A 26,820-nucleotide genomic window follows, 5' to 3' on the forward strand; every position below is an offset into this window, starting at 1 on the left:
CAGGGCATTTGGGCAACTCGAAGTAACAAAAGTCACTGCGCAAATAGGTCCTCTGTGTTAATGTACACGCACAGCGTAGAAGGGTTCGGCGAGAACTCTTCTTTTTTTTACACACATGGACGAAAAAGGGGGCTTAAGTTGGCGAGGATTTCAAACAGGTCTGTCGGTACTGCAAAATAATGGCGGGGAAACGGCAAACGAGGAGAATACAAGAAGGAGAAGACAAGCGAGGAGACGGCAGCAAGGAAATGGAGCGGGCTAAGGCAGGGCAGATACCGTAAAGCTGCCGCTGCCCGCACCGCTATTTTACCGGCATTTCCGGCATTACCAGCTAGATAAGGCGGAGCGTTTCCACGTATCTTTGGCAACGCAAACGTAGACATAATTTTCGTCCCAGGCGATTTCCCCCGGGTTGCCCGGCGCATTGGCGGAGGCGGGAGTCCGGGATTGCTGGACCCGGATGCTGTCGCCGTTTACGTCGAGCGCCGCTTGCGGGTCATTGGTTCCGATCCCGACATGGGCGTCGTCGCGTTTGATCGTCAGAGCGCTGTCGACGGCCTCTCCCTGATCGGAATAGCGGACGATATTCAGGTCGGCCCCGGAGTTGTTCCCTTTTTGCTCCGCGCTATTGGCCCGAATGCTCCAAAGCGGCGTCGTGGCGTTATCCTTCCCGTTTTTGGCAAATTCCAGAACCCGGTTTCCTTCCCCGGCAACCCGCAAAATCCCGTTCATTACGTTGAAGTTCGAAGAATGGGTGCGAATCTCGGCGACATCGGTATCATAAGGAATTTCAAAACGGGTGAACAGCTGGTCCTTATACTCCCCGTCAGGGGACATCGTCGTTTCGATCGATATATGCTTATGATCGTGCTGCTCCGGGTTGTTGGCCTTGTCGTGCGAGATGATGGCGGTCTTGTCCTTCCCTTCTTCATTGGCCCAAGCGATGGCCGGTTTGGCCCGCTCCGCCGTCCATTGCAGCCGGATCAAATCGGACAGATGGCCTTCCTCCGCAACCCACTTTTGGTCTGTCGACAAATGAATCCGCTCGTTTAGAGGCAAAGCGAGCCCTCCGCCCGGGAGCTTGGATTCCGTAAAGGCTGGAGCCGTGGATGAAGCGTCTTGCGTCGCGCCAAGCACCTGGCAGCCTCCCAAAAAAGCGAGGCCGGCTCCCAGTGCGGCCAGTGAAGCGGCTTTGACAAGTTTCATTCATTTCTCTCCTTTTCGGCAATCTTTTACAGCTTTCTCTAGTTTTGCTCTATTCGATCATAAAGAGTTTAAAACCGGGAGGGCAATAGGCATTTCGGATGGTTTGCAGGCGGGATGCGGGCGGTGAAACGGTTTAACGGAAAAAGCGGGAAAAAAGAATCAGTAACTTGACAGTAGGAATTAGCATGAAAACGAAGACCGAGGCACCGAAATTCACAAAGTATGTCATTTTGCTTACGCTAAATCCCGGGAAAAGCCTTGACGAGGGGCTGATCCGCGAACATGTGGCCCATTTAAGGGAACTGGATAGGCTGGGATATTTGGTCATGTGCGGTCCGTTTACCGATTATAAAGGCGGGATGATCGTCATCGAAGCGGACACGATCGAGCAGGCTCGGCAAATCGCCGGACAAGATCCGTTCGTGAAATCGGGAGCCGAGAACTATGAGCTTCGAACCTGGGAGATCTCCTGTGAAGAAAACCGGCATTTGGGAATGGGATAATGGAAGGGGAAGAAAAAAGTCTGATTTTGTCAAGATGTGGACAAGGTTATCCACAGATTGTTGGCTAAATTTATGAAAGAAAGATGAAAGCTTGTCCGTCAACTTATGAATGCGGATACGAAAAAAGCCCCGGTTTGTTTTCTGAAAACTGTGGATAATGTGAATAAGTTGGTGGATAATTAGGCGTTTTTGTGAAAAAACCTAGTTAACCTGCAAAAAAAACGGCCCTAAGGGCCGTTTTAATGTGAAAATAATTCAGGATAATGTGGATAAATTTGTGCATAATTCGCTTTATTGTTTTCGTTTTGTAAAATAAAAAATTTTTGTGAAGGTGTTGTAAAATCCATTTTACGCTTCGGCTAAAGTTTCCCATTCCTCATAAGCGGAAGACAACTGCTCCTTGTGCCGTTCGATGGCCGATTGGCGTTCCTGAACCGCCATGTAATCCTGGTAAACCTCAGGCAGCGCAAGTTCGCTCTCCAAAGCGGCGATGTCGCCTTCCAGCTTAGCGATCGTTTCCTCCAACTGCTCCATCCTCCGCTGCCGGTTGCGTTCTTCGCGTTTGGCCTGTTTGTCGGCCTCGTACGAAGCGGCTCCCGTCTTCTGGGAAGCGGAGGCCTGTTCGGGCGCAGGAACGGCCCGGTTGGCCGCGCCCGGTTTAACCTCGCCGGCTCCGGCTTTTTCCGCGGCAAGCTCCGCAAGTTCCTGTTTTTTCGCCAAATAGTCGTCATAATTGCCCAGGAAATGCTCCGCTCCGTTCGGATGAAGCTCCACGATGCGCTCCGCGATTTTGTTCAGGAAATAACGGTCGTGGGATATGAACAGCAGCGTTCCGTCATATTCGAGCAAAGCGGACTCCAAAACCTCCTTGCTAAACAAATCCAAGTGGTTGGTCGGCTCGTCGAGAATCAGGACGTTCGCTTTTTGCAGCATCAGCTTGGCCAGGGCGACCCGGGCTTTTTCGCCGCCGCTTAGCGCGGCTACCTTCTTCAGCACGTCTTCGCCGCTGAACAGGAAATTGCCGAGCACGGTGCGGATGCGTGCCTCTTCCATATGGGGGAAGGCGCTCCACAGTTCTTCAAGCACCGTATTGTCCGGATTCAAGTTGGTCTGCTCCTGATCGTAAAAGCCGATTTTCACCTTAGCGCCCCAGGTGATTTTGCCGGCCGCAGGCTTCAGATCCCCGGTCAGCATTTTGAGCAGCGTCGATTTGCCGATGCCGTTGGGGCCGATCAGAGCGACCGTCTCGCCGCGCTGCAGTGAGAAGGAGACGTTTTGAAACAGCGGTTTTTGCTTGTTTTCGAACGAATATGCAAGATGATCGGCCTGCAGCACGTCCTTGCCGCTCATAACCTCGGCTTCAAAGGAGAAGCTGGCCCGTTTCAGATCGCCCTGCGGGCGGCCGATGACGTCCATCTTTTCCAGCATCTTGCGCCGGCTCTGGGCCCGTTTGGTCGTAGACGCTCTAACGATGTTCCGCTGAATGAAAGCTTCCATCCGGGCGATTTCGTCCTGCTGTTTTTCATATTGCTTCATTTGGCTCTCGTATTCCGCCGCCTTGAGTTCGATAAACCGGCTGTAGTTGCCGGTATATTTACGCGATTGATGGCGTTCGATTTCAACGATGGAAGTGACCAGCCGGTCCAAAAAATAACGGTCATGGGAAACGACCAGCAATGCCCCGGAATAATTCCGCAAATAATCCTCCAGCCAGGTCAGCGTTTCGATGTCCAAATGGTTAGTGGGTTCGTCAAGCATCAGCAAATCGGGCGCTTGGAGCAATATACGCGCCAGCGCCAGCCGGGTCCGTTGCCCGCCGCTTAACGTGGAGATGACGGTGTCCGGCGGGAAATCGCCGAAGCCCATGCCGTGCAGGACGCTGCGGATGCGGGTCTCGATCTCGTAGCCGCCGTGATCCTTGAACCAGTCCGATTTCAGCGCGTAGCGGTTGAGCAAATCCTGATGCGCTTTCTCGTCCCGGGCCAGCTCCGGATCGGCAATCTGCTCCTCCATCCGCCGCAGCTCGCGCTCCGTTTCGATCAACGGGGCAAATACGGCGAGCATTTCCTCCCAGATGGTGCGGTCCGACTGCAGCCCGCTGTTTTGCGCCAGGTAGCCGATCGTCGTTTCCTTCGCTTTGAATATTTGACCGCCGTCATAGGATAATTCACCGGCTAAAATTTGCAGAAATGTCGACTTGCCGGCGCCATTGACGCCCACGAGACCGATGCGGTCACGTTCCAGCACCTGCAGGTTGATTCCCTCTAGAACGGCGGTTACTCCGTATAATTTTGTGATGTTTGTGGCTTGAAGCAGCATATCCGATTCTATCCTCCAAAAACATTATCATTAGAATATGAACATTATTGTATATTTAGTGTACATGAAACGAACGTTAATTGCACCGCTCATTGCACCGCTCATTGTGGGAGAACGTATGGCCGGGTTGCCTTTTCCGGTTTAGTTTTCATTTTCATATAACAATGATAAACTAGTTCATAGAGAATACTCGACTTTTTTTGCCATGATCAATGATGAAATCGTACTTTTGCCGTGAACGGAAGGGGATAAGGAATGGAGCTTGCGGAAGCGAAACAAGAGCTGCGCCGGCGGATGCTCCAAGTTCGGGCAAGCATTCCCGAAGCTGCGAGAGCGGAGCAGTCGGTTGCCGCGGCCGCCCGGGCCGAGCGGGACGTGCTGAAACCGCTTCGCGGGCAGCGCGGCGGCCGGCTTAACGTAATGTGTTACGTGTCTTTCCGGGATGAACCCGACACGCGTCCGCTGATCCGAAGCTGCCTGGCGCAAAGCGATCGGATGCTCGTCCCCAAAATTCGCGGGAACCGCACGCTTGCCCTGCACGAAATCAGCGCGGAAGAAGTTTTGCTTCCCGGCACCTGGGGCATTCCCGAACCGGGGGACGAAACGCCGGTTTGGCCGCCTGCCCGGTATCCGGAGATCGATCTTATCCTCGTTCCGGGGCTGGCCTTTGATCGCGGCGGCGGACGGATCGGCTTCGGTGCGGGGTATTACGACCGGCTGATCGGAGATTTGGCGGAGCGCAGCGGGGGAACGGGCCGGGTGGTCCTGGCCGCGCTGGCGCTTGAGGAACTGATCGTTCCCGGCAAGGTTCCGATGGAGCGGCATGATTTTAAGCTGGACCTGCTGTTTACGGCTGCCGGAACAATATATATGAAGGAAAGTAGTGATAAGCTTGATGAACTCGGAATCGGGCCAAGGCATGACTCACTTTAACGAGCAGGGAAGAGCCCGTATGGTGGACATTTCCGGCAAGGCGCCGACCGTCCGCGTCGCCGTGGCCGAAACGAAGATTTCGATGCTTCCCTCCACGTTTGAGGCGATAAAACAAGGCCGGATCGGCAAAGGGGACGTTCTCGCCGTTGCCCAGGTGGCCGGGATTCAAGGGGCGAAACGGACGTCCGAATGGATTCCGATGTGCCATCCTCTGCCGCTGACGGGCGTGGATATCGCGTTTTCCGATAACGGGCGGGACGAGCTGTATGTGGAGGCGACGGTAAAAACGGAAGGGAAAACCGGCGTTGAAATGGAGGCGCTAACAGCGGTTTCCGCCGCGGCGCTAACCGTGTACGACATGTGCAAAGCGCTGCAGAAGGATATGGCGATCGGCCCGACGCTGCTTCGCTCGAAAACGGGCGGAAAAAGCGGGGATTACGTCCGGCCGTGAAGGCTGGGGAGGACTTAAAAATTTAAGCACACGGAACTCGCATTGATGATCCCGGCATGACCGTACTGAATTTGGAGTTCCTACAATGGATAAGGAGGGTGACTTCATGGTTTGGAAAACAGCGATCCTTACAGCAAGCGACAAAGGGGCCAGAGGCGAACGTGAAGATACGAGCGCCCAGGTTATCCGCGAGCTGGTGGAAGAGGAGTTGGGCGGCGAAATCGTAGAATACCGGATCGTTCCCGATGAGCCGGATGAAATTATTGCGGCTTTGATTGAAATGACCGATTATTTTCATGCGGACTTGGTATTCACCACCGGGGGGACGGAGCTGGCGATCCGCGACGTTACGCCCGAAGCGACGAGACGGGTCATCGAGCGCGAGGTTCCGGGCATGGCGGAAGCGATGCGTTACGCGGCGATGCAAAAAAATCCGGCGGCGATGCTGTTCCGCGGGATTGTCGGCATCCGCGGCCGCACGCTGATCGTCAACCTGCCCGGTACGCCGAAAGGTGTGCATGAAAATCTGGCGGCCATTATGGAACAGCTGCCGGAAGCGCTGCTAATGGTAACCGGTCAATTCCGCCTGTAATCGACCGCACTTTTACCGTCGTTTTTTGCTTGAATGTAAAATATATGGACTGTAACTGTGACATTCGTTATGGTATGATGTGGGCGTGTGGTTAAAACATGTTATATCCCTGCCTATTTTGGACGTAGCGAAAGGAGAATATAGCGATGAGCGCAGGCGGATTTTTATTGATTGTCATCGCGGCTTTGCTGCTGTTTGGACCGAATAAATTACCGGATTTGGGACGGGCCGTAGGCCGTACGTTCCGGGAGTTCAAAGAGGCGACGCGGGACATTGTGGACGATGTGCCGGAAGCAAAGCGGACGGAAGCGGCCCCTGCCCGCGCCGAAAGCCCTAAACCGGAGGACCGCCGGCTGCCGGAATGAGCTCAAGGCGGGAAAAGGAGGACGGTTGATGGCTGAAGAGCAGGAGATGCAGAGCATCGTCGACCATCTGTCGGAGCTGCGGCGGCGGTTGATGCTGGTCTGCATCGTTTTTGTCATCGTGCTGGTCGGCGCTTTTTTTGTGGTCGATCCGATTTATCATTATTTGACGACAAACGCCATTTCCGGCGCGAAAATCGAATTGAACGCCTTTTCGTTTTGGGACGGCGTCGGCGTCTACATGAAAATCGCGATGCTGGTGTCGCTGGGGATTACGCTCCCGTTTACACTGTACCAGGTCTGGGCGTTTGTCAGTCCGGGGCTGAGGCCGGCAGAACGCAGAGCGACCGTGAAATACATTCCGTTCGTATTTATCTGTTTTTTGGTGGGGCTCGCCTTTGGTTATTATGTCGTATTTCCGTTGGCGATGTCGTTTACGGGGTCGCTCAACAAGCAGCTTGGCCTGGTCGAAACGTACGGCATGGCGGACTATTTCAAATTCATGATGAACCTCGTTTTGCCGATTTCGCTGTTGTTCGAGCTGCCGCTTATCATTTTGTTTTTGACGCAGCTGAGAATCGTAACGCCGAAGCTGCTGCGGAAAATGCGCCGGGTCGCTTATTTCGCGCTGGTCGTTATTTCGGTGATGATCACTCCCGCCGATTTATTCTCCGCCTTTATGGTGCTGATTCCGCTCGTTATTTTGTATGAGCTGAGCGTGCTCTTGTCGCAGCGGGTGCATAACAGGATCGTGGCGGCGGATGCGGAGCGGGCGGAGAAATATAAATAAGGAAACGCGCCTTTGAGATGGGGCGTGTTTTTTTGTGCATGCGGTTGGTGTTGCGGCAGGTTGGGGAAGGGGCAGAGGCAGAATTTTGGTGGGAACGGTGATTAAGCATCGAGGGGGAGGGAATCAAGCTTAAAAATACTCCGCCGAGAAAATCATATTAGAGGATATTGCAAAGGCTGGGCAACTGAGTATCAGGAATATTTTTCCAACTCATAGGATACAATGGGAAGGGCATCTCCACGCCCGTAAAATATAGAAAAAAATTGCATAAAGGAACTTGAAATCTGTCCGCAAGTTGAGTAATATAAAAGTGGTTGTTAGCACTTGAACAGATCGAGTGCTAATACATATGACCTTACAAACCCTTAAACCAACATATTCAAAGGAGGCTGTTTTTTCATGATCAAACCTTTAGGTGAACGCGTTCTGGTACAACCGATCGAGCAGGAGGAGACAACGGCATTTGGCATCGTGCTTCCGGATACGGCCAAGGAAAAACCGCAGGAGGGCAAAGTAATCGCCGTAGGCAGCGGTACTTTGAAGGACGGGGTGCGCGTTCCGCTTGAAGTTAAAGAAGGCGACCGCGTGCTGTTCTCCAAATACGCAGGAACCGAAGTGAAATACGAAGGCAAAGAGTATTTGATTATGAAAGAAAGCGACATTCACGCGATCATCGGCTAAGAACAGCAGCTAGGTGAAATTTAGCCGAAATATACGAATGAATTTTCATCCAACATTTTCAGGGAGGTAATCTAATCATGGCAAAAGAGATCAGATTCAGTGAAGACGCCCGCCACGCAATGCTTCGTGGGGTTGACGCTTTGGCGAACGCAGTAAAAGTAACGCTTGGACCGAAAGGCCGCAACGTGGTGCTGGAGAAAAAATTCGGCAGCCCGCTGATCACGAATGACGGCGTAACGATCGCTAAAGAAATCGAACTGGAAAACGCTTTTGAAAACATGGGCGCCCAACTCGTTAAAGAAGTAGCTACCAAAACGAACGACGTTGCCGGCGATGGTACGACGACCGCTACGGTTCTGGCGCAAGCGCTGATCCGCGAAGGTTTGAAAAACGTTACGGCAGGCGCCAGCCCAATCGGCCTGCGCAAAGGGATCGACAAAGCGGTTCGCGCGGCTGTTGAAGAATTGAAGAACATCTCCAAAACGATCGAAGGCAAACAATCGATCGCGCAAGTTGCCGCTATCTCCGCTGCTGACGAAGAAGTCGGCGAACTGATCGCCGAAGCGATGGAAAAAGTGGGCAAAGACGGCGTGATTACCGTTGAAGAATCCCGCGGTTTTGCCACCGAACTTGAAGTGGTGGAAGGGATGCAATTCGACCGCGGCTATGTATCTCCTTACATGATCACCGATACGGACAAAATGGAAGCCGTACTCGACAATCCTTACATTCTGATCACTGACAAGAAGATCAGCAGCACACAAGAAATCCTGCCGTTGCTGGAGAAGATCGTGCAACAATCCAGACCGCTGTTGATCATCGCTGAAGATATCGAAGGCGAAGCGCAAGCGATGCTGATCGTGAACAAGCTGCGCGGCACGTTCAACGCGGTAGCCGTTAAAGCTCCTGGCTTCGGCGATCGCCGCGAAGCGATGCTGCAAGACATCGCCGCTCTGACGGGCGGTCAAGTGATCACCGAAAAACTCGGCCTTGACCTGAAGAGCACGACTGTGGATCAACTCGGTAACGCACGTCAAGTTATCGTTACGAAAGAAAATACGACGATCGTGGACGGCAGCGGCGACAAAGCCGACATCCAAGCTCGCGTCAACCAAATCCGCGCGCAACTGGAAGAAACGACTTCCGAGTTCGACAAAGAAAAACTGCAAGAACGTCTGGCTAAACTAGCCGGCGGCGTAGCGGTTGTTAAGGTCGGCGCGGCTACGGAAACCGAGCTGAAAGAACGCAAACTGCGCATCGAAGACGCCCTGAACGCAACGCGTGCAGCCGTTGAAGAAGGTATCGTATCCGGCGGGGGCGTGGCTCTCGTGAACGTATACAATGCGGTGGCTTCCGTTCAAGCTGAAGGCGACGAAAAAACCGGCGTGAACATCGTGCTTCGCGCACTGGAAGAACCGGTTCGCACGATTGCCGCTAACGCCGGCGAAGAAGGCTCCGTGATCGTGGATCGCCTGAAGAAAGAAAAAGTGGGTATCGGCTACAACGCCGCTACCGGCGAATGGGTGAACATGATCGAAGCCGGTATCGTAGACCCTGCTAAAGTTACTCGTTCCGCGCTGCAGCACGCAGCTTCCGTTGCTGGTCTGTTCCTGACGACCGAAGCGGTGATCGCCGACAAACCGGAACCGGAAAAACCAGCCGCTCCGGACATGGGCGGAATGGGCGGCATGGGCATGATGTAATAAGGGCCCCCCGCCCTTATTATCAAAAGTTTCCGTAAACGGAAATGCCGTTTAACCACATAAAATATTAAAAAAAGCTTCTCCGGGCATATGCTCGTGAGAAGCTTTTTTGCGAACATTATAGCATTTATAACTCAACTTTCGCAGAGCAAAAATCAGCTTGAGTCCCTGAGCTAGAGGTGTTCAAAGAATTAAGATAGGCGGACGGAAGAGGTGTCTGGCTCAACCTTATAATCCTTGCTTGCCAGTCAAGTCGAAAACCGCTCGTGGCAAGAAACGCGGAAGGCCGTTGAAAGCTTGAGGACAGGGAAGTGGGGTGGGCGTGGGCGGTAGATCAACACTTGCTGTCCGGAGACTTTGCACGATTATCCCGTTTGATCAGGCAGCTAAGAGTTGATCATGCATCAGAGAAACAGACAAGAGGCAGGAGATCAAGGACCCATTAAGTTGATCTGCATCAAACTCCTCCTAGCGTTCAAGCGCCACGATTCAGGCCGCAGCCGCAAGGGGCTGATTCGGTTGGCGTGCGACCAGCTTACGGTAAGGGATCGCCGGAATCGCCACACACATTTGCAGCAACTTCTGCCGCATCGTTTCTTCCGCTCCGGGCAGTCCTCCGGACAGGCGCAGCCGGCGGCGTCCGGTGTACTCGTTCAGGTACGCCTGCAGATGCTTCAGTCCCAAGGCTCCATACGTACTCTTCAGCGATTCCCACGCCTCTCTCACCACTTTCCGCAAGGGCGCATACAGCCGAAAGGCCTGAAGAAACAACTGTACCGCCGATGTATGGACATCCACATGCCGGCTAATAAACGCGGTTTGATCGTGACGGCTTGCCCTCTTTTCGCCTCCCCGCTTATGCGGTACCAGGCGGATTTTGACCTGCTCCGGCTCGCCCGACTCCGTGACCGTGCAGCCGGCCACGACCGCCGAGGCGTACGGATGCGAAAGCTGACACCGGGACGGATTACGCCCATACTGATCGCTGTTCACCTTCACGTCTCCGGAGAGCAGTTCCCGGGCATCGAACTCCCCCACGGCATGGCGTATTTTGTGCAGCATCGACCAGGCGGTCTTGTAGGCGACACGGATCACCTTGCTAAGCCGCAACGCTGAGATGCCGCCCTCCAGCAGGAACAACTCCAGCACCTGAAACCACTTCACCAAGGGGAGATGCGTTCCTTCAAAAATCGTGCTGACCAAAGGTGATGTTTGATGCTTGCACTTTCCGCACTCGAATAAGGGGATATGCCGGGAGGTGAGACGGCTGCACCGGGTGTGAGCGCAGCGCGGGCAGACAAAGCCGTTTGGCCACTTCATCGCGATTAGCGCTTCCATGCAGTCCTGCTCGCTGTTAAAACGGCTGCTGAATGGCTGAAGTTCCGTTCCCGTATTGACTTCCATATTCGCTCGCCCCCGAATTAAAAATATACGAACATAGGTTCCGTTTATTTTATTATACCAAACGTACGTTCTCCTATCAAGCCGAAAATCTCACTTGAACCGCCTCATTTTTTCCTCAGCATTTTTGTGTTTTTTCTTCTCTTTTTTTGGAACCCTTGACTTGCTCTAGCCCCACCCCTGCTCCCTGCTCCTTAACGAAGGGGATAATCGTGCAAAGGCAGACAGCAGGCAGGGACACCACGACACGAACACCACGACACGAACCTTTTAGATAGCCCCTCACCAGGCGTCGATTTGTGACACGGCTCGAAACGGCTACGGTGCAAAAGGTAGATACGCTGCCCCCGCCGGATCGTGACGCTTCCACATCGTTAACGCTTCCTCAACGAAGCAGCCCTGCTGCATCAAGGCTTGTCTGCCGTTTTTTTGCCGCGAAAGTTGAGTTATAACCTGTGTGAAAAGAACTATACTAATAGAACGAATGGATACGTCCTTTCAGATCGTCAATCACCCCAACTAATTGTCATAGAAAAGACATAAAACATCGGTTATTTATGATTATTATCACTCGGATGGGCTATATAAAGAATCAACAGTTATAGCTTATGATGCTATTGGGATATTTTGTGAGAGGAGTGTCCGAATAGGAAGGAAAAGATGAATGTCAAAAGTAAATTCATAATTTTTATTCTGTCCGGCGTCTTTCTGCTAGGTTATCCATTTTGGGATACGTCCGCTGTATATGCCTCCGATGGCGATAACGGGTTTTTACATGAATCCGCTCCTTCTCTGCAGGATATCGTTGATCAAGCCAAACCGGGGGACCGCATTGTGTTGCCGGAAGGGAACTACTCGGGACCGGTCCTTATTAATAAGCCGTTAATCATTCAGGGGTTGGGCAGGGCGACGTTATTAAATGAAGAATCCGAATCGGCGATGACGATACAAGCTGACGGGGCAACGGTTGAGGGACTGCGCATTTTTCAGAAACAAGCCGGGGAAGAGCTGGCGGCCGTCGATGTACGAGGTAACAACGTAACCGTACAAGATTTGCGGATTACCACCCGCGGATTCGGAATTGTCCTGCGCGATTCCAATGACGGCGTGGTGACAGGCAACTTCATTTCTTGGGACAGAAGCCTGGGGACCGCCAAGATGGGGCAAAAAGGCAATGGGGTCGATCTGTACAATGCGGATAATACCGTCATTGAACAAAATAAAATCGTGAATATGAGAGACGGTGTATATCTGGAGGACAGCAAGAACTTGGACATCACGGGCAACCAAATTTTCGGCTCACGCTACGGCATTCATTGCATGTATATCGATGGAACGAAAATCGTCGGAAATCGGGGTGAATTTAACATCACTGGGGCCATGATTATGGGGGTTAGAGATGTGCTGGTCTCGGACAATTCCTTCGCTAAACAAAGCGGCAACGTCAATGCGCAAGGCATTTTGCTTTATGATGTGCAAACGTCCCTGGTTGAGAAGAATGTGGTGGACGGAAACCGGGTGGGATTGTATCTTGAGCAGTCCAGCCGCAATGAAATAAGAAACAATTCGATATACCGAAATTTTGTAGGTATCCAGTTTGTTGATGCGGAAAACAACCTCATTCATGAAAACGATTTTGTAGCTAATGTGATTGAGGCGGAAGCGGCGGACAGCCAAATAAACCAAATGGAACGGAATTTCTGGGATTCGTCCCGTGTCTTGGACTTGAACAATGACGGGATTAGCGAAATCGCCTATTCGATCAATCCGTTTTACCGGGAGTTAACCGCCAAAGATTCCGCCTTTCAGCTTTTTTTCCAGTCGCCCGGGATCAGCTTTTTAAGCGCTATGTATGAGAATGATCGGACCAGCTGGACTACGGACAGCTCACCGCGCATGAATCTGAATACGCCGGTGATCACCGGGGATTCATCAGCGGAGGGGGAATATATTTCGGGCAAAAGCTTCATGCTCATCGTGGCTTCTTTGCTGTTTTTCACATCGGTAATAACCATAATCTATGCGGGGGTAAACAAATCATGAAAAAGGGATTCGCTGCTTTAAGTTTAATTTTGATCGCTATGCTTGCGCTGGCCGGCTGCGGAAAGAAGGCGTACACGGCGCAGCCCGTCAATGAGGATGTCGATGTTTGCGTCATTTGCAACATGCAGGTCAAGGACGATGCCTATGCCACCCAGATCGTGACGAAGGAAGGCAAGAGTTTGAAATTCGATGACATTGGATGTATGAATGAATGGAAAAAGCAAAACGGTACGGACGATATCGGAATGGATTTTGTACGCGATTACAACGATAAAGCATGGATCGAGTTTGCCAAGGCGACATACGTCTATGATCCTTCGATCCGCACGCCCATGGCTTACGGGATCATTAGCTTTAAGGACAAGGCGTCCGCGGAGGCATTTATCAAGGAGCAGGGCGTGGGACGATTGTTAAGCGCGGCGGATCTGAATAATCACACCTGGGAGCAAAGCAAAGGAATGATGGACATGGGGTTATAGCCATGTCAGATATGCTGCAGGTTGCGAAGAAAGAAATCAAGGTTGGACTGCGAAACCCGTGGGCTTACTCATTTTTAGCTTTATTCTCGGTGTTTAGCCTTTGTTTGCTGCTGGTAAATTCGCAAAATGAGATTAGCGGGTATTCCGGGGTAACCGGCTCGATGTTAAGTTTAATATTGTACTTGCTCCCATTGATGGCGCTTTTTCTAGGGTCGTTTTCATTAACCGCAGAAAAAGAAGAAGGCAGTTGGCAGCTGTTATCGACATTTCCTTTGGGAACCATCCCGTTTCTGCTTGGGAAATACTTTGGTTTATCCATCGTCGTGTTAACCATTATTTCATTTGGCTATGGCTTAATGGGCCTAATCACCGCGCTTTTTGGGATCGTTTTTGAAGTAAATACGTATGTGCTCTTTTTTCTGTTTTCGTGCGGGCTGGTGCTGCTTTTTTTGACGCTGGCGTTATTGATCGGGTCATTGTCCAAAAATCGCTGGCAGGCCATGACCATTTCGGTGATGATCTGGTTTTTTGCGGTGATTGGCTGGCCGACGATATTAATCGCTGTCCTTGGATTCCTGCCGTATTTATGGATAAAACCGCTGCTCGTGTTTCTGACGTTTTTAAACCCGGCGGAATTTGTCAGGCTGTTTGTGGTGATTAAGCTTGGAGGCGGTTCCGTGCTCGGGCCGGAATATTACCAATGGGTAAGCTGGATTCAACGTCCTGGCGGCAGTCTTATGTTTGTGGTCTTGCTTGTGGTTTGGCTGGTCATCTCCTTGACGGTTGTCTGCTGGATTTGGGAAAGGGGGAGACGGCGTGGCTGAAGCTTTTGTGATAGCCGAGAGTGTAAACAAAACGATCAAAGGGCAAAGGATCGTCCGGGATGTTTCTTTCCGGCTTCAACCTGGCAGTATCGTCGGATTATGCGGCGGCAACGGGGCGGGAAAAAGTACGGTGCTGCGTATGGTCGCGGGGATCCTTCAACCCACCTCGGGAGAAATTTACGTCAACCGGCTGCAGTGGAAACAAGACAGAAAGAAATTCGCCGGACAGATAAGTTATATGCCGGATGATTTTCAGTTCCCGCAGGGAATGACGGCGGAAGAAATATTAGCTTTTTGGGCTGCATTGCGCAAGGTGCCCGGGCAAAGAGTGCAGGAAGTATTAAGCCTTGTTGGATTGGCAGAAAAGAAAAACAAACTGGTCAGCACCTTTTCAAAAGGGATGCGGCAGCGCGTTCTTTTTGCCCAGGCGATGCTGTCGAAACCTCCTTTGGTCATCATGGATGAGCCGACCAATGGCCTGGATCCTTACTGGATGAAACAGTTTGTAAGCCTGGTGAAAGCCGTAAAGCTCAAAGGCCAAACGGTTCTATTCTCAACCCACCAATTGGATATTGCCGAAGAGTTGGCGGACTACGTCATCTTTCTGAACTCGGGACGCATTTGCGGCGAAGGCTCCGTGCGGCATTTTCGTGAGATATACGGCTCTTTTCCGCTCCATAAAGCTTTTCAGCATAGTTTGGATGCGGATGCGCCGCAGGGCGGGATAGAGGATGAATAGGACGTTAACCTATTTGATCGTATTTTTATGCGCCGGTGCCGTACTTTGGGTTGCCCTGTCCAATCGTCATAGCAGCGAGGCTCATCAGGGCCATGAGAAACTGAGTATCGGCAGCGCCGCTCCCGTATTCCAGGCGGTAAGTACTTACGGAGAGAAGCTGTCGCTTGACGAGTATCGCGGCAAAGTTATCGTACTTAATTTTTGGGCGTCCTGGTGCGGACCTTGCGTTAAGGAAATGCCGCTCATTCATCGTATTTCCCGAAACAACGCCCCGGATGCCGTAACCTTGTTTGTGAATGTGGGGGAGTCCAAAGGGACCGTAAATGAATTTTTGTCCGATCATCAATTGGATTTCCCCGTCATCATCGACGCAACCGGCAAAATATCGGGATTGTACAAGGTTACAGCCTTGCCGACTACATATGTGATCGATCAAGCGGGGAACATCGCCCAACCGATCATCGGGGAAATCAGCAGCGAGGAGCAGCTTCAAACTTATATAGATTCCGTCAATTAAACGTACAGCGCGGCTCCCGAGATTCTCGGGGCCGTATTTTTATTCCTTAAAGCTTATGTTGTCTCCGAAAAAGTGTTGAATTGTATAAATAAGTAAAACCAGATGCCGCTAAAACAAATTCATTTCCTGCAATGGAAAAAATAAACTAAACCCGCATCCTTATCGTGATTTTTTGTTTGACAGATATGGAGCTGAGGTTCATAATACTATTCATACTAAATTAATGGGAATTATAAGTTAAGGAGGGGGCAGCTGTGTTAAAGTACAAAGCGTCTTTAAAGAAATCATTAGGGTTAGGCTTGTCGGCCATTTTATTATTGGTATGGGTCGCCGGATGCTCCGGAGCTAGAAATGCTGCGAATCAAAATAATGGAGCACAGCAAAACACCAATCAAAGCGCAAATCAAAGCGCAAATTCGAAAGAGCCCGCGGCGGGAGGAACCTTCGTCTATGGACGGCCTGCATCGGTCACCTCCTTTGATCTGCATAATCAGATAACGGCGAACAATGCTTTTGCCATTGACAAAGTATTCGAACCCTTGGTTTCGTTCGATAGCAACGGCAAAATTATCGATTGGCTGGCAAAGTCCCATAACGTTAGTGATGATGGATTGACCTATACGTTTGTGCTGCGCGACGGCTTGAAATTCTCCAACGGTACGGACGTAACGGCGGAGGATGCTGTATTTTCGCTGAACCGGCATTTGGAGGTTGGCGGTCCGCTTGCGATCGCGGCCAAGGTGGATTCCGTTAAAGCGCAGGATGACCGCACGCTGGTTATTACGCTTAAGGAGCCGTACACCCCGTTTATTTCGGAGCTGTCCAATTTCTCCAACGGGATCATTCCGAACAATTTCGGCGGGGTTTCCGAGGAAGAATTTTTCAAAAAACCGGTAGGCACGGGACCGTTCGTTGTTGAAAAGTGGGATCCGGCAGGCGATGTAACCTTTACGAAAAATCCCTACTATTGGCAGGAAGGGAAGCCTTATATTGATAAGCTTGTCTACAAGCTGATTCAAGATGACAGTCAGGCGATCAACCAGCTTAAGGCCGGGGAAGTGGACGCGATCGAGTCCCTGGCGCTGCAAAATGCGAATGAGATCAAGCAAGGCCCCGACACCACCGTATTAACCAATGGCAGCTGGGTGACGGAGCAGCTGTTCTTCAACACGCTGGATGAGCATTTTTCCGATGTCCACGTTCGCCGCGCATTGGCTTTGGCCCTTGATCGGGATGGTTTGACCAATGCGCTTACTTTCGGATATGCGAAACGCGCGGATTCCTTGCTGCCGACGGCGATTCCCTATAACGCCAACGATACGATCAAACCGCTGAATTTCGATTTAGCAGCCGCCAAGGCGGAGCTGGCCAAATCGGCTTTCCCTAACGGTTTCACAACCAAACTCCTGGTGGCGTCAGGCAATAGCACAAGAGCGCAGGAAGCGCAAATTATCCAGGCGGCCGGCAAGGAAATCGGGATTAACATCGAGATTGAATCCATTGAGTTGGCGACCTTCCGCGAGCGGTTTTTCGCTTATGATTTCTCGGCCATGCTGAACAGCGGGCAAGCCGATTCGCCCGACGCGAATTCGATTATTGCCTTCCAAACCGATCCGGAGGGCTTCAGCAAATCCTACTGGACGCATTACACAAACGATGAAGTAACCAAGCTTCTGCATGAAGGCCAAACAACGCCGGATGGCGAAGGCCGGGCCGGAGTTTACTCCAAACTGCTGCAAACGCTGGCGGATGAAGTACCGTATATTCCGCTTTATTATCCGGATATTCTGAAAGGCGTCCGTTCTTCCGTGGAAGGCCTCGTGGTTTTGCCTAATGGGAGCCTCCGCTTTGAAGATGTGCGTATCCAGAAATGATGAAGCGGAGCAAAACGTTGAATCCGGCGGCGGGCGCCCCGTCCTCGTACAGGTGGCTGGGGGCGGCTGTCGTAAGAGCCATCGCCGTGATCTTCTGTGTGATGACCGCCGTTTTTTTTCTGATCAGAATCGTGCCCGGGGACCCGGCGAAAATGATCCTGGGAGAGTACAGTACGCCTGAGGCCATCGAGAGCATGCATCATGCTCTCGGGCTGGACCTCCCCTTGTGGGAACAGTTCGCCCGGTTTGTGAAGACGCTCTTCACCCAAGGAGACACCGGCAATTCCATCATTGCCGGCACTCCTACAAGGGAGCTGATTGCCGAGCGGGCGCCGATTACTTTGCTTCTGATCGGGATGGCTTGTTTTGCGGCGATTGTGATCGCCCTTTTGCTGGCCGTGCTTGCCGCTACGCAGAAGGATAAGCTGCCGGATCATTTGATCCGTATTTTTCCTACGGTAACCCTAGGTATGCCAATCTTTTGGGTTGGCTTACTTTTGATTTTGGCCTTCAGCGTTCGGCTGGGCTGGTTCCCGGTAGGCGGGGTGCGCGAAGGCTGGATCGGGACATTGCACAGTCTTGCGCTCCCGGCGATTACGGTCGCATTTTCGCAGATCCCCACCCTCGTCCGGTCGTTAAGAGTGCAGATGCTTGAAGTGCTGGAAGCGGATTTTGTCGTCACCTTGAAAGCCGCGGGAATACCAAGCAGAGTCGTTTTGTTCAAGCATGTGGTGCGGAATGCGGCCCTGCCGACGCTGATGCTGCTTGGCGTAAATATTTCGTATCTGATCGGCGGCACGCTGGTCGTGGAGCAGGTGTTCGGCATCAAGGGGATCGGCAGCCTGTTGTTCACTTCCATTTCCAATCGGGATTTCCCGGTCATTCAAGGCATCGCGCTTTATTGTGCGATCGGTGTCGTGATGATCAGTCTTCTGGTTGAAATCATCTCCTGGTGGCTTGATCCCAGAACGAAAGGAAAACAATGAAACCTATAACCATAAACCCCGACTTGCAGGAAGGCGGTAAAAGAGCGGGCGTCTTCGGCCGGATCCGGCGTACTCCTTCGCTTCTGGCGGGAAGTGTGATGCTGGCGGTGCTTGCCCTGCTGGCGGTGTTCATTCCGTTTATTAGTCCCTATGATCCTTCCGGGCAAAATTTGAGCGATTTTTTGCAGCCCCCGTCGGCCGAGCATTGGCTGGGAACGGACCAATTGGGCCGCGATTTGTTTACGAGGCTGATTTATGCGGCGCGGACGGATTTGACCATTATGGTGCTGGCTGAAATCATTCCGTTTTGCACCGGTGTCTTTCTCGGCATGGTCGCGGGGTATTACGGAAAATGGGTGGATACCGTCATTTCGCTGATTACCGATACATTTATCGCTTTTCCGTTCTATTTGATGGTGATTATCGTCGCTTTTGCCAGCGGTGCCGGCCAGCGCGGAATTTATATCACCTTTATCCTGGTCGGCTGGATTGTATTCGCCCGGGTGACCAGGGGGTTGACCGCTTCGTTTCGCCGGCAGGAATGGGTAGCGTCCGCGCAAACCTTGGGCCTGCCCGGTGTAAAAATCATTTTGCGTCATATCTTGCCCAATGTGCTCCCTCAAGCGATCGTCGTCCTCATGACGGATATGGTGGGGCTGCTTGTTGCCATTGTGACGCTCGGGTATCTGGGCATCGGCATCACCCCGCCAACCCCGGATTGGGGGACGATGATTTCCGACGGCCAGCCGTTCATCACCACAGCCTGGTGGCTCTCGGCGGTTCCGGGCCTTGCGGTAGTGTATACGGGAATCGCACTGTCTCTTGTGGGAGATGGATTGGCCGACATATGGAGGAAAAAATAATGTCAACAACTCCAATCCTTGAAATAGAGTCATTGTCCCTGGCGTCCAAAACAAACCCCAAATTGGTCGATAACGTCAGCTTTTCGTTGAACAAAGGAGAAACGTTGGGGCTGGTAGGGGAATCAGGCTCCGGAAAATCGCTTACGCTCCGCGCGATTCTGGGACTGCTTCCGCGCGGTGTCGAGCAGGCCGGCGGGGTCATTAAGCGCGAGGCCGGAAGCGCGATGGTTTTTCAGGACCCCAGAGGGGCGCTGGACCCGCTTTGTCCGGTTGTACAGCAGCTGACGGAAGTCGTGTATTACCGGCAGCGATTGAGCCGCAAAGCTTCCCGCAGAGCAGCGCTGGAGCTGCTTGAAATGCTGGGTCTGCCGGATTCCTTGAAGAAATCCGACCGCTATCCGAGCCAGCTGTCGGGCGGCCAGTGTCAACGCGTCGTCATCGCCATCGCCCTGGCGTGCAAACCGGGGATTCTGCTCTGTGACGAGCCTACAACGGCGCTCGACGTAACCGTGCAGCGGCAAATCATCGAAACGATTTCGGCTTTGCAGCAGGAGCTGGGTTTTGCCATGGTGTTTGTTACGCATAATTTGGCCATTGCGGCGGCGTTGTGCTCCAAGCTGTGCGTCATGAAGGAAGGAAAAATTGTGGAGCAGGGAGAGGCGCGTAATCTTTTGCAAAACCCTCAAGATCCTTATACTCGAATGCTGATGGACTCGGTGCTTCCTGTACCTGAGCTTGAAGGGAGCGTTTAAAGATGGAGTCAGCCCTGCAAGTCAAAAATATCAAGGTGCGTTACGGCGGATTTACGGCGCTGGACGGCATCGATCTGCATGTGCCGATGCATACCACGCTTGGGCTTGTCGGAGAGTCGGGCTCGGGAAAATCCACGCTGGCGCGGGTGATTGCCGGGCTCATTGTGCCTGACGAGGGGCAGATTGTGCTGGAGTCGGAGCCTTTGAAGAAAAAGAGGAGCCGCGAGCAGCGCAAAAAGATCCAGATGATCTTTCAGAATCCCGATGCGTCGCTGAATCCCAAGCATTCGATCCGGCAGATTTTGTCCGAGGCGTTATTGTTTCATCGGATTGTGGACCGCGCTCAAGTCGAGCAACGCTGCAAGGAGCTGCTGGCCCGCGTGCACATTGCCGACAGTGCCTTGGACCGGTTTCCCCATGAATTCTCCGGGGGCCAGCGGCAGCGGATCGCCATTGCCCGCGCATTAAGCGTGGAACCAAGCATTTTGATCGCGGATGAACCGACGAGCGCTTTGGATGTTTCCGTCCAACGGAGCGTGCTGGACCTCTTTAACGCGCTTAAGGCCGAGCTTGACCTTACGATGCTGTTCATTTCCCATGATTTAGGGGTTATTCATGAAATCAGCGATACGGTGGCGGTAATGAAACAGGGAAGGCTGGTGGAGATCAATGCCAAGGAGCGGTTTTTCGCCAGTCCTGAAACGGCGTATAGCCGCGAGCTGTTGTCCGCTGTTCCGAGAATGCCGAAACTAAATACCACAGGAGGTTTGCCTGAGCATGAGCCGAGAACCTAAAGGATACGTACCGCTTTCACGCTCCGAGTATGACACGCTTAAACATCAGCTTTCCAAATTGCTGTTTACAGAGCACGCTCCGGTCATCATCCCCGGGGAGGCGATCCTGGGCATTGAGGCGGTGGCCGCCGGGATCTCCGCGCCCGGCCGGACGATTTTGAATGTCGTGACCGGTCCCTATGGAAGCTTGTTCGGAAAGTGGCTGGAACGCGGCGGGGCCACGGTCGCCCAAGTTGCCGTCCCCTTTGATGAGGTCATTACTGCCGAAGCGATATTGGCGGCGATTAAAAAGCATAAGCCGTGCGCGCTCTCTTTTGTGCAGGCTGAAGTAGTGACGGGCGGATCCAATCCGGCTCGTGAAATATTGAAAATCGCGCGCGACTTCGATCTCATCACGGTGATGGATTCCGTGTCGGCGGTGGGAGGAGAAGCCCTGCCGGTGGATGAATGGGGCGTGGATTTCGCAGCTATTGGCGCGCAAAAAGCGTTGGCCGGTCCGAATGGCGTCAGCGCCGTAAGCGTTTCGCTGCGCGGCTGGGAGTTCCTTGAATCGAACCCGCATGCCCCGCGCAATTCGATCCTGTCCCTGCTGGATTTGAAGCCGGACGGGAATGGTACGGCACCGGTGCGGGTTCCGCCCAACATTCCGGCTTTGGAAGCTAGAGCTTTGATCTCCGCCTTGACGCTTGTGGAAGAGGAGGGATTGGAGCGGGTGATCCGGCGTCATGAATTGGCCGCAGCCTCCGCGATTGCGGGAATAAGAGCCCTGGGGCTTGTGCCTTGGCAGAAGGACAGCCGGTTTTATTCCACGCTAACGACAACGGTGCGGATTTCCGGGAAACCGGGTTTGCTGATCGATCAGCCTGTGGGCATCGTCGCTCCCGGAGATGGGGAATTGTTTGGGCAACTGCTGCGGATCAACCATTTTGGAGCGAACGCCTGCCGGCCAAGCGTAGAAGAGGCTGTCAGGACGCTCGCCCGGTTGTTAAGCCAAGAGCCGGAACACGCCATCGCGGCCGTTTCGCAGGTTTGGGGGGATGAAGTTGATCGATAAAAGCTCCCGCCACCAACCGCAAATCTTGAATCAAGTCCATATAGCAGGGATTGCCGGTAAACGTTTTGATATTACAATCCAGGACGGCCGCTTTGCCTCGATCGTCGAAACCGGCCCGCATCGTGCCGAGGCGGAGTCCCCGGGCCAGGATCTATGGATAAGCCCCGGGGTCATCGATTTGCACACCCATCTGGCCTGGACCGATTTTGACCATGCCGATCAATTGAAGCGAGACCCGCATGAGATTGAAGTGATGCAAGCGGAGGCTTTTGCAGCCACCCTTCGCACCGGGGTGACGACAGCGAGGGATGCCGGCGGCATCCGGCCCGGCACCGTACGGCATATCGTGCAGCACTATGGCCATCCTTTAAGGGTGCACGCCTGCAGCGATATGCTTGGGGCCGCCGATGCCCGCCGCGGCCTGGGGCACCTGGAGCTGCGGCTGCAGCAGATTTTTGACACCGGCGCGGGCTGGATTAAAATTATGGCCACGGGCGGCCTTGGAGCGCCAACGGAAAAGGTGCTCGATCCGACTTTTTCGGAAGAAGAATTCGCCTCCATCGTTCGCCATGCGCATGCTCATCACAAAAAAGTTTTGGTTCATACCTGGGGTGGAGTGACCATAGACTGGTCTATTGCTGCGGGGGTGGAATCTATAGAGCACGGTATGTTTTTGACGGAGGATCAGGCCGGCCGGCTTGCCGCGTCCGGCGTTGCCTTTGTCCCCACGACATCGATCTACCGCATTGCCGCCGACCCCAAAGGTGTGTTGGCTTTGAACCAGGCGATCTGCGACCGGGCAGCCCGGGCGGCCGAAGCCCATCCCAAGGCGATCGCATACGCCCAAAGGGCGGGAGTCCGGATCGGTTTCGGAACGGATTACGCCACCCCTCTGCTTCACGGACACAATCTTCAGGAATTGGATACTTTGATGGATTACGGATTGTCTTGGTCAGATGCGTGGCAGGCCGCCACAACAACCGCCGCCGATATTCTCGGCAGCGGCCGCGAATTGGGAAGGATCGCGGAAGGTTACCTGGCGGATGCGATCCTCTTCAACGCCGATCCTTATCAGGCGCGGAATGCGGAGCAACTGCGGAAGAGCATTGTTTCCGTAATAACCGGCGCCGCTTAACTGCAGCTTCCCGGTCTGGACGAGCGGTGGCCCGGGATTAACGGGGCATAAAAGGGCTCAACCTAAAAATCGGGGCTTGAAGACGGGCTATCGGAACAAAAGACCGCCAGAGCAATTTCCCTGGCGGTTCGCATTACCGGTTTTTTAATTTTTCGACTTCCATTTCGAGATCGGCGATCCGATGGTTAAGGAACCGGACATCCCCCCGAAGTTCGGACTCGTTTTCGTCCAGCTTTTGCTCAATCCGGACCAGATCGCCGTGCATATGATTCACGTCCAGGCATAACGCTTCAAGCTTGGCGTCGGTTTCTTCCTGCCGGTCGCGAATCGCGCTAGTGATTAGCCGCAGTTCTTCTTGTCCTGTCTTCAGCAGTTGGATTTCATCCTTCACTGAACGAATGTCATCCTTTACCGGCTGTTAGGACTCGTTTATGACGAATTGTAGCATTTCTTTTAGCTCCGCGTTGCTCATTGTACAAAACTCCTCATCGTGTTCCTCATCGGCGAGGGAGTTGCTTAATAACCCAATTATACTTTTCCGTCGGCCCTTTGAAAATAAAATTAGGACAAAACTTCACATTTTTCGCAAGAAATTGAACCGAAGCGAGGGACGATGAACATAAATTAAGTCTTAAGAGTGGCTCAAAACCGAGATCGGTGCTTGACAAAATAAATTATGATAGCGTTCGTGTCTTGGTATCCCTGCCTGCTGCTTTGCACGATTATCCCTCTTGTTCAGGGGGAGAGGGGGGGCGGTAATCATATCACGGCCCAATCATTTTTCCCGGTGTCTTGCCTCCAAATCCTCCCGTCAGCTCTGCTCCACTTCTCCTAAACCTCCTTCTGACAAACCTGCCTAACGATCTCGGAACATGTACGCTTCTCCAAACCTATTTTCTTCTCTTAAATTTATCTTCCTCTCTGCTACCGGATCAAACGGGATAATCGTGCAAAGCGTCCGGAAAGCGGATATTGATCTGCCGATATTTATTGTCATGATCGGTTACCGGCCCTCCCTGTCAAGCGCTGATTATTAGGTTGAGCCTTAAGAGTTATATCAAACCAGCTAACCTCGGACCTTCTTAATCTTTAGATAGTATGCGTACAGCCGGAAAATGCTGTCCTAGTCATTACCATTAGCAAATTAATAAAAGGCTTTTTTAGCGAATTGGCAACATTCTCCTCACTTCATACGTTATATAAATTGATGACTCACATTTAGCACAGGAGGGAATTTAAGGAGTATGAAGAAATGGAAATCAATCGCAGCAACCGCCGCAGCACTGTCGCTTATGTTTACCGCGGTCCCGATCCACGCCGAGGAACAACTGTCCCAATCGGTGGAGCAAAACGGGCAAACCGCGCCGAACATCGATCAGGCCGTCTCGGATAAACTTACGGATGCGCTGAACAAGCTGGCTCCGAATTCGAAAATTACGTTTACCAGCGTAGACGAAAATCTTTGGGTCTTTGAGGGGACGCTGAGCGGGAAGACCGAAGCGAGCTTCAGCCAACTCTACAACCCCGAGAAAAACCGGGTGGAGTCCACGTCGATTATTTATAAGGCCGACGATATGGATAAAGTGATGGACAAAACTTTGAGTTCTCGTGTAACGTCCTTTCTGAAAACTTTTGACACCGACAAAAAATTCAAACCCGAAGCGCTCTGGCGGTCCTACTCCCCGTACCAAGAGGATAAACAGCTGCGCAATTACTGGGTATTTTTCGGCAATGCCCAAAACCTGTACATCGACTTGGACAATAACAATGCCATTAAAGCAAGTATTTCCTATTCTTTGAAGAGCGCCAATGCGAAGTCGAACAACAAAGCTTCCCGCGCCCTGAAAGCGTTGGGGATCAGCTCCACCAAACCTTTCAACTTCGTCACTCGCGAGAAGGAAGGGGATAAGAAGTTCATATGGAATTATCAGGACGACAACGACTTTAACCATGTTCTGATCGGGGCGAAGACCGGCAAAGTTTGGGAGGTTCTGAATATCACGGGAGAGGACTGGAACGATGAGAAGGATTTTGCCAAATCGTTTGCCAAACCGAAGCTGAGCAAGGCTAAAGCCCTGTCCGTGGCCAAACCGGCGGTTCAATCCATCTTTTCGATCAATCTGAAAGGCTACTCGGTAACGATCAAAGCTAACGAATATACGTTCACCAAAAAAGGAGCCCCCACGCTGGTCGGCAAAATCAACAAAAAAGGCAAATTTTATTCGTGGCAGCAAATCCCGGCGAACGGCGTTATGTCCTAAGCGGAATATTCGCGGCAAAGATTTAAAAACCGTCCGACTTCATCATCGGACGGTTTTTTGCGGTTGCGATTTTATACTCTAATATCCAAATGTTTGCCCAGGTTGGGATCCAGCTGGCTTTGCTCCAACATTTTCACCAGGTTCTGGCCTTGGATTTCGGCCTGGTTTTTGGCCATGCTCAGCACTTGGATGCCGACGGCTTGGGACAGTTTGGCTTGGCTCATAGCGGTTGACGCTGCTGCGATATCCATGTTCTCACCTCCTACCCGGTTTTATCGGCATCTATAAATCAATCGATTAGCTTTGGAATTGGCCATTTATAATTTAAGAGGAAGTTCAAAAAGTCATCTTTTGATCACGAAGCAGGTCAAGAAGCGGATTCGACATCGAATCTTGAATTCAGCCGGGCCTTCCGGTGCTCACGTACCCAAAACGTACGCTCCGCTCCTCAGTCCCTAGCTTCATCCAACCTTCTTGGTGCTGAAAAGCCGACTTTTTGAACACGTAATTTAAGGTAATTTTCAGCTTTCTGTAAGGTTCCTTTAAGCAAGGAATGATATATTTTAAATACTCCCTCTTCTTAATTGATATATATGAAGAAGCCGTCCCGAATAGGGGCGGCTTCTTCTTTTGCGGATCATGTTTATTTCAAATCTTCAATCGAATTGATATCGACGTAGCTTGGAACGACAAGCCCCGTTTTCACACCCGTCATGTTCGGGCCCAGGTCTTCCAACTGATCGCCGTACTTATCCCAGTAGTCCGCGTGGGTCAACGGCAGCCAAGCGGCCGCGGTCGCATCCACGTCGCCACCGGCAACCCCGGTCCACATCGGGCCAGCTTCGACCTGCAGCGCTTCTACCTTATAGCCAAGCTTGTTCTCAAGGATGTATTTCAGCAAATTCGTGCTGGAGATTTCCGAATCCCAAGCGACATAACTCAATTTGAGCTTATCGCCGTTCACCGGCGTCAAGCCCTGGGTCCAACCGTTCACGCGGTCCTCGTGGCTGTCCGCCCAAGCTTTGGCCGCTTCGGCCGGGTCCTGGCCGTCCTGGATCGCCGTCATCATTTCGCCCATTTCGTCCGAAGTCCATTCGAAACGGTCCAGGAATTCATAGGCGGTCGGCTGATCCTCTTTCAGGCCTTTGCGCGCCAGGGTGTGAATTTCTTCGGCTTCCCCGTACACTTTTTGCGGATCATCCAAATATTTCAGATCGTATTTGGCAAACATCCAGTGGGGCGTCCAGCCCGTAATGATAATCGGTTTTTCGGCTTTAACCGCTTTGTCCAGCATCGCGGTCATCGCCGCGCCGGAGCCTTCGATCAGCTTCCAATCGCTAAGTCCGTATTGTTCGATTGCGCTGGCCGTCGCTTTCATGATGCCCGCGCCGGGATCGATGCCGATGATTTCGTAGTTCACTTGTTTGCCGATGGAGCCGGCCGCCGCGTTTCCGCCGGCATTGCTTCCGGCACTGGTGCCGCCCGTTTGACCGCAGGCGGACAGCAGCAGCGTTCCGGCCAATCCTACCAGCATCATCAGGTTCCTCGTTTTTTTCAT

27 protein-coding genes are annotated in these 26,820 nt (G+C 52.4%); 21 read left to right on the forward strand and 6 right to left on the reverse strand.

Annotated elements, in window-relative coordinates; all coding sequences use genetic code 11:
• Positions 1 to 324: 324 nt before the first annotated feature.
• On the reverse strand, positions 325 to 1,206 hold the full coding sequence (locus NYE74_RS31010; RefSeq protein WP_036625256.1) for a hypothetical protein: 882 nt from the start codon (positions 1,204 to 1,206) through the stop codon (positions 325 to 327).
• 185 nt (positions 1,207 to 1,391) lie between these two features.
• Here NYE74_RS31010 and NYE74_RS31015 point away from each other — a divergent pair, with 185 nt between their 5' ends.
• Positions 1,392 to 1,709 carry a YciI family protein gene (locus tag NYE74_RS31015; RefSeq protein ID WP_051985659.1) on the forward strand — a complete coding sequence of 106 codons (318 nt, stop codon included), beginning with the start codon at positions 1,392 to 1,394 and terminating at the stop codon, positions 1,707 to 1,709.
• Between the two features lie 348 nt (positions 1,710 to 2,057).
• On the opposite strand, the gene NYE74_RS31020 is transcribed toward NYE74_RS31015, so the two are convergent.
• Positions 2,058 to 4,028 (reverse strand): ABC-F family ATP-binding cassette domain-containing protein, encoded by a 1,971-nt coding sequence (locus tag NYE74_RS31020; RefSeq protein ID WP_036625255.1) that lies wholly within the window; start codon positions 4,026 to 4,028, stop codon positions 2,058 to 2,060.
• 255 nt (positions 4,029 to 4,283) lie between these two features.
• On the opposite strand from NYE74_RS31020, the gene NYE74_RS31025 reads away from it, so the two are divergent.
• The 7 genes from NYE74_RS31025 (at position 4,284) to groL (ending at position 9,540) form a co-directional block, all read left to right on the forward strand.
• On the forward strand, positions 4,284 to 4,961 hold the full coding sequence (locus NYE74_RS31025) for a 5-formyltetrahydrofolate cyclo-ligase (RefSeq protein WP_124331789.1): 678 nt from the start codon (positions 4,284 to 4,286) through the stop codon (positions 4,959 to 4,961).
• Positions 4,948 to 5,412 (forward strand): cyclic pyranopterin monophosphate synthase MoaC, encoded by a 465-nt coding sequence (gene moaC, locus NYE74_RS31030; RefSeq protein ID WP_036628641.1) that lies wholly within the window; start codon positions 4,948 to 4,950, stop codon positions 5,410 to 5,412. Before NYE74_RS31025 ends, moaC begins: the two co-directional genes overlap by 14 nt.
• Positions 5,413 to 5,518: 106 nt before the next feature.
• Complete coding sequence (locus NYE74_RS31035; RefSeq protein WP_036625245.1) at positions 5,519 to 6,004, forward strand: MogA/MoaB family molybdenum cofactor biosynthesis protein; 486 nt, start codon at positions 5,519 to 5,521, stop codon at positions 6,002 to 6,004.
• A gap of 146 nt (positions 6,005 to 6,150) precedes the next feature.
• Positions 6,151 to 6,369, forward strand: a complete 219-nt coding sequence (locus NYE74_RS31040; protein WP_036625242.1) for a twin-arginine translocase TatA/TatE family subunit — start codon at positions 6,151 to 6,153, stop codon at positions 6,367 to 6,369.
• A gap of 28 nt (positions 6,370 to 6,397) precedes the next feature.
• Positions 6,398 to 7,156, forward strand: a complete 759-nt coding sequence (tatC, locus tag NYE74_RS31045) for a twin-arginine translocase subunit TatC (protein WP_036625240.1) — start codon at positions 6,398 to 6,400, stop codon at positions 7,154 to 7,156.
• 399 nt (positions 7,157 to 7,555) lie between these two features.
• Entirely contained in the window at positions 7,556 to 7,837 is a 282-nt protein-coding gene (groES, locus tag NYE74_RS31050; protein WP_036625239.1) for a co-chaperone GroES, read from the forward strand.
• A gap of 77 nt (positions 7,838 to 7,914) precedes the next feature.
• Entirely contained in the window at positions 7,915 to 9,540 is a 1,626-nt protein-coding gene (gene groL, locus NYE74_RS31055; protein WP_036625237.1) for a chaperonin GroEL, read from the forward strand.
• A gap of 489 nt (positions 9,541 to 10,029) precedes the next feature.
• Here the strand turns inward: groL and NYE74_RS31060 are convergent, their stop codons facing one another.
• Positions 10,030 to 10,944 (reverse strand): transposase, encoded by a 915-nt coding sequence (locus tag NYE74_RS31060; protein ID WP_124331788.1) that lies wholly within the window; start codon positions 10,942 to 10,944, stop codon positions 10,030 to 10,032.
• Positions 10,945 to 11,601: 657 nt separating this feature from the next.
• Between NYE74_RS31060 and NYE74_RS31065 the strand changes: the two genes are divergently transcribed.
• The 12 genes from NYE74_RS31065 to NYE74_RS31120 all read left to right on the forward strand — a co-directional run bounded on the left by NYE74_RS31065 (position 11,602) and on the right by NYE74_RS31120 (position 23,001).
• Positions 11,602 to 12,984, forward strand: a complete 1,383-nt coding sequence (locus NYE74_RS31065) for a right-handed parallel beta-helix repeat-containing protein (RefSeq protein ID WP_036625235.1) — start codon at positions 11,602 to 11,604, stop codon at positions 12,982 to 12,984.
• Positions 12,981 to 13,463 (forward strand): nitrous oxide reductase accessory protein NosL, encoded by a 483-nt coding sequence (locus tag NYE74_RS31070; RefSeq protein WP_082207901.1) that lies wholly within the window; start codon positions 12,981 to 12,983, stop codon positions 13,461 to 13,463. Before NYE74_RS31065 ends, NYE74_RS31070 begins: the two co-directional genes overlap by 4 nt.
• 2 nt (positions 13,464 to 13,465) lie before the next feature.
• Positions 13,466 to 14,287, forward strand: coding sequence for an ABC transporter permease (locus NYE74_RS31075; RefSeq protein WP_036625233.1), 822 nt, complete (start codon positions 13,466 to 13,468; stop codon positions 14,285 to 14,287).
• Positions 14,280 to 15,026, forward strand: coding sequence for an ABC transporter ATP-binding protein (locus tag NYE74_RS31080; protein ID WP_051985657.1), 747 nt, complete (start codon positions 14,280 to 14,282; stop codon positions 15,024 to 15,026). The genes NYE74_RS31075 and NYE74_RS31080 overlap by 8 nt, the downstream gene beginning before the upstream one ends.
• Positions 15,019 to 15,543, forward strand: coding sequence for a TlpA family protein disulfide reductase (locus NYE74_RS31085; RefSeq protein WP_316560848.1), 525 nt, complete (start codon positions 15,019 to 15,021; stop codon positions 15,541 to 15,543). The genes NYE74_RS31080 and NYE74_RS31085 overlap by 8 nt, the downstream gene beginning before the upstream one ends.
• A gap of 254 nt (positions 15,544 to 15,797) precedes the next feature.
• The gene (locus tag NYE74_RS31090; RefSeq protein ID WP_213510887.1) at positions 15,798 to 17,417 is read left to right on the forward strand and encodes an ABC transporter substrate-binding protein; all 1,620 of its coding nucleotides are present in this window, start codon (positions 15,798 to 15,800) and stop codon (positions 17,415 to 17,417) included.
• Positions 17,414 to 18,403, forward strand: a complete 990-nt coding sequence (locus tag NYE74_RS31095) for an ABC transporter permease (protein WP_227872692.1) — start codon at positions 17,414 to 17,416, stop codon at positions 18,401 to 18,403. Before NYE74_RS31090 ends, NYE74_RS31095 begins: the two co-directional genes overlap by 4 nt.
• Complete coding sequence (locus NYE74_RS31100; protein ID WP_124331786.1) at positions 18,400 to 19,266, forward strand: ABC transporter permease; 867 nt, start codon at positions 18,400 to 18,402, stop codon at positions 19,264 to 19,266. The genes NYE74_RS31095 and NYE74_RS31100 overlap by 4 nt, the downstream gene beginning before the upstream one ends.
• Positions 19,266 to 20,018: an ABC transporter ATP-binding protein gene (locus tag NYE74_RS31105; protein WP_051985656.1), complete on the forward strand. Its 753-nt coding sequence runs from the start codon at positions 19,266 to 19,268 to the stop codon at positions 20,016 to 20,018. Before NYE74_RS31100 ends, NYE74_RS31105 begins: the two co-directional genes overlap by 1 nt.
• Positions 20,019 to 20,020: 2 nt before the next feature.
• Positions 20,021 to 20,812, forward strand: a complete 792-nt coding sequence (locus NYE74_RS31110) for an ABC transporter ATP-binding protein (RefSeq protein ID WP_036625227.1) — start codon at positions 20,021 to 20,023, stop codon at positions 20,810 to 20,812.
• Positions 20,796 to 21,866 (forward strand): aminotransferase class V-fold PLP-dependent enzyme, encoded by a 1,071-nt coding sequence (locus tag NYE74_RS31115; RefSeq protein WP_036625225.1) that lies wholly within the window; start codon positions 20,796 to 20,798, stop codon positions 21,864 to 21,866. Before NYE74_RS31110 ends, NYE74_RS31115 begins: the two co-directional genes overlap by 17 nt.
• A complete protein-coding gene (locus NYE74_RS31120) occupies positions 21,856 to 23,001 on the forward strand; it encodes an amidohydrolase family protein (RefSeq protein ID WP_051985655.1) in 1,146 nt (381 codons plus the stop codon). The genes NYE74_RS31115 and NYE74_RS31120 overlap by 11 nt, the downstream gene beginning before the upstream one ends.
• 133 nt (positions 23,002 to 23,134) lie before the next feature.
• Here the strand turns inward: NYE74_RS31120 and NYE74_RS31125 are convergent, their stop codons facing one another.
• Positions 23,135 to 23,392, reverse strand: coding sequence for a hypothetical protein (locus NYE74_RS31125; RefSeq protein ID WP_051985654.1), 258 nt, complete (start codon positions 23,390 to 23,392; stop codon positions 23,135 to 23,137).
• Between the two features lie 853 nt (positions 23,393 to 24,245).
• Here NYE74_RS31125 and NYE74_RS31130 point away from each other — a divergent pair.
• The gene (locus NYE74_RS31130) at positions 24,246 to 25,262 is read left to right on the forward strand and encodes a hypothetical protein (RefSeq protein ID WP_278740276.1); all 1,017 of its coding nucleotides are present in this window, start codon (positions 24,246 to 24,248) and stop codon (positions 25,260 to 25,262) included.
• Positions 25,263 to 25,333: 71 nt separating this feature from the next.
• On the opposite strand, the gene NYE74_RS31135 is transcribed toward NYE74_RS31130, so the two are convergent.
• Both NYE74_RS31135 and NYE74_RS31140 read right to left on the reverse strand, forming a co-directional pair.
• Positions 25,334 to 25,513, reverse strand: a complete 180-nt coding sequence (locus tag NYE74_RS31135; RefSeq protein ID WP_036625221.1) for a YjfB family protein — start codon at positions 25,511 to 25,513, stop codon at positions 25,334 to 25,336.
• A 392-nt stretch (positions 25,514 to 25,905) separates the two neighbouring features.
• Entirely contained in the window at positions 25,906 to 26,820 is a 915-nt protein-coding gene (locus NYE74_RS31140; RefSeq protein WP_036625219.1) for a glycine betaine ABC transporter substrate-binding protein, read from the reverse strand.

This window comes from Paenibacillus sp. FSL P4-0127, from assembly GCF_038007325.1.
In the GTDB taxonomy this organism is placed as follows: domain Bacteria; phylum Bacillota; class Bacilli; order Paenibacillales; family Paenibacillaceae; genus Fontibacillus; species Fontibacillus macerans.